At 75.1% G+C, this 3,264-nt stretch carries 2 protein-coding genes and 1 pseudogene; all 3 read right to left on the bottom strand.

Going from position 1 to position 3,264, the window contains the following annotated elements:
- A pseudogene (locus tag E7Z54_RS05515) lies at positions 1-914 on the bottom strand (S8 family serine peptidase); the annotation flags it as partial.
- Positions 911-2,335, bottom strand: a complete 1,425-nt coding sequence (gene eccB, locus E7Z54_RS05510) for a type VII secretion protein EccB (RefSeq protein ID WP_136432007.1) — start codon at positions 2,333-2,335, stop codon at positions 911-913. The gene eccB and the pseudogene E7Z54_RS05515, both read right to left, overlap by 4 nt.
- Before the next feature lie 6 nt (positions 2,336-2,341).
- Positions 2,342-3,264 (bottom strand): type VII secretion integral membrane protein EccD (locus E7Z54_RS22960; protein ID WP_168798180.1); only part of this gene is annotated, 923 nt, incomplete at its 5' end.

Below are 3,264 nucleotides of genomic sequence, written 5' to 3'. Positions count from 1 at the left end.
CAGTGCGTGGACGGCGTGGAGACCACGCACCAGCCCCCGTCGCGGGCTGCGGTCACCGAGCCCGCGGCCGGTGCGGCCAGGTCGACGCCCGAGTTGCGCAGCAGGAACGGCCGCGCCTCGGGATCCGCGACACCGACCGACAGCACGCCCTCCTCCGCCGCGGGCCAGACGTCGCCGACGGCGTCCTCGCCGGGCTCCGGCCGGCCGGAGTAGTCCCCGAACGGTGAGCCCTCCACGTCGTCTCCGGGACGGTCGCCCGCCGGGGCGACCACCAGCGCACCGGACCTGACGACGCGCCGGACCTCCTTCTTCAGGGCTGCCGACGGCAGCACCTGCGCGGGCACCACGACCACCGTGCGGACCGGGAGCACACCGCTCTCCAACTGGGAGGCGACCGACCGCAGCGCCGTCGCCAGGGAGCTCGCCAAGGGCCGGCTCGCGGTCTCGTCACCCTCACCGAGCGGGGCGTCGTAGAACGGCGCGTCCACCAGCGTCGCGCCGGGCGCGATCCCGACCGGGATCCTGGGGGTCTGCTGGTCCGGCCCGCCGACGATGCCCGCCACCGCCAGGCCGTGGCCGCTCTCCAACCCCGGCGGGCTGGCGTGCCCCGTCGGGACGGCTCTTTCGGCAAGGGCTCCGATGCCGCTGTCGACGACGACCACCGTGACGCCCCGTCCGGACTCGCTCGCGATCGCCCGCGCCTGCGGGACGTGCAGGTCGAGGTACGGGCCGTTCTCACCCTCGACGGTCCTCTTGTCGCGGGTCTCGGTGACGTCCGCGCAGTCGTCGCCGCTCGCAGCCAGGGCGCGCCCCGGCCCGGCGGCCGCGGTCGTCGCGCCCGGCGGGATTACCAGCGCGAGCACCACCAGCGCGAGCACCGCCGAGGTGGCGCTCGCGAGGCGTCGTACGGTCACGAGCACGTCCGGGGCCGACCCTCGCCCGCCGTGGCCGGCGGACAGAGCGCGGCCTCCCTCGAGAGCTCCGGACCGACCGCGAAGAGCTTGTTCCAGTAGTGCGGGACGACGACCTCGGGGACTCCGCCGTACCCGAGGTTGTCGACCTCGGTCTGGCCGGCCAGGGGGTAGCTGTAGCCGCGGTCGTCGATCAGGTGCACGGTGCCGCCGCCGTCACTGATCCAGTCCGCCGAGCTGACCACGGCGCCGTGGCCGGACGCGACGGTGGCCTCGGACATGGTCGGCGGGACGCCCTGCGCGCTCGCGGACTCCGACGGCTCCACGCCGAGCCGGGCCGCGGGCTCCTCGTCCTCGGCGGTCTGGAGGACGGCGCACAGCTCCTCGTCCGCTCCGGCCGAGCCGTCCAGCACCTCCTCGGGCCACTGGGCGCCGGCGAACGGCTCCGCCCGGTCGATCGTGAACGTGCCGCTGTCGGCGACGTCGAGCCGCCTCGGCAGCCGTTCGCCGAGCGAGGTGGACTGGAGCACCGCCGCCGCGAAGGGCGTCAGCTCCACCGCTCCGGCCTCGGTGAGCGCGAACGGGCGGCCGCTGTGGGTGAACCAGTCACCCACGAGCGCGTCGGCCGGGTAGCCCGCGACGCGGGCCCGGTCCCCCCAGCCGGCGATCCCGAGGCCGCGGGCGCCCAGCGGACCGCCCGGGGGGAACAGCTCCAGCCACGGGTCGGGGACCGTGACCTCGTCGGTGGGCGAGACCTGGAGGGCGGCGTAGAGGGCGTCGTTGTCGGGCAGCGGGTACCGGTAGGCGCGTGTCGGCAGCCCCGGCACGTCGGCCTCGGCGATCAGGAACGCGTCGCCGCTGTCGGCGCCACGCACGACGAACCCGAGCCGCGGCGTCGGCTCCGCCTGCGGGTTCGCGGCCACGTGGGTGCGGATGCCGAGGCCGGTGCCGGTGCACGAGGTCCAGCCACTGTTGATCAGCGTGTCCGCCTCCGGCACCGTCGCCGGCGCGCCCAGGATGCCGATCGGTGGGCCCTTCCTCTGATCGGCGATCTCCTCCGTCGGCACCTTCTCCGCCTCGGCCTCCGACCCGAGGATCAGCTGCGCCGAGGTGACGTTGATGACCGACCGGAGCAGCGGCTGCCCGGGGGAGTCCGTCTCCTCGAGGTTGATGTAGAGGGCGCCGCGGTCGTCGGTGACCAGGCCCGCCTCCCTCATCCAGTCGACGTCCGGCCGCGGCTTGAGCGCGCCCGCCGCGGCCGCACCGGCCAGGAGCAGCACCGCGATCGCGATGCCGCCGACGATCATCCGGCCCGGCCGCGCGGGCTCGACCTCACGGCCGCCGGGCGCACCGGAGACGAACGCGGTCACCAGTCGGCGGCGGCTGAACGCGTACGCCTCGACGAGGTCCTTCTTGGTGGCCATCGCCGGTTAGCTCAGTGCGTCCTTGATCGAGCCGAAGAGCCCGATCGCCATCACCAGGAGGGGTACCAGCGCCAGCAGCGCCACGGACTCGAGCGTGTCGCCCAGCCGCCCGCGACGGACCGACGGCGTGGACGGGACCAGGGTGGCCGCGAGCAGCACCGCACCGGCGACGGCGAGCAGGACGGCCAGCGTCGGCCGCCAGTGCTCCCACAGGGCGAGTACGGCGATCGCCGCCGCCGCGAGGCCCGCGATGCCTGCGACGAGTCCCACCAGCACCTCGCTGCCGGTGCGGTACTGGCGGGTCCGCAGCATCACGATCAGGCAGGCGTCGACCGCGAGCAGCGTGCCGGCCACGCCGAGGCTGACCGCCAGCGGCGCGACCAGCACGAGCAGCAGGCCGACGGTGCCGGAGATGGCGAGCAGGATCTCGTGGGCGATCCGCGCGTCGGCGGCGACCCGCTCCGGCTCGATGTCCTCGGGGTCGCCGATGATGTCGGCCGGGGAGTAGAGCTGCTCGACCCGGGTCGAGGTCGCGCCGAGCGCCAGCCACGGGAAGAGGCTGCCGACCAGCACGACGAGCGCGAGCACGGTGGTGAGCAGCGGCGCCGGCCCGAGTCCGTCTGGCGCGGAGGAGCGCAAGTAGAGGCCGACGGTGAGCGCGACGACCCCGACCACGACGGGCGGGAAGACGAGGGTGCGACCCGGGCCGAGCCCGATCACGCTGATCAGGCCGGCGACGAGCGCGCCGGCGCCTGCGTAGGCCAATGGCTCGGCGAAGGGATCCGAGCCCAGCGGCGCCACCATCACCCCGGCAGTGGCGGCATAGCCCGCGCCGAGCCAGGCGACACCGACCGCGGCCTCGGCCTCGTGCTGGGCGCGGGACAGCACGATCGCGCCGGCACACAGCACGAGGGCCACGAGCGCGGTGG

The organism is Nocardioides sp. (assembly GCF_004803405.1).
Lineage (GTDB): Bacteria > Actinomycetota > Actinomycetes > Propionibacteriales > Nocardioidaceae > Nocardioides > Nocardioides vastitatis.
Note: the sequence above shows the minus strand (reverse complement) of the source record. Positions and strands in the feature narration are given on the sequence as shown.

What these genes read in the sequence shown, in the direction of transcription:
- eccB (WP_136432007.1), bottom strand. Translation starts at nt 2,335, where the DNA reads ATGGCCACCAAGAAGGACCTCGTCGAGGCGTACGCGTTCAGCCGCCGC.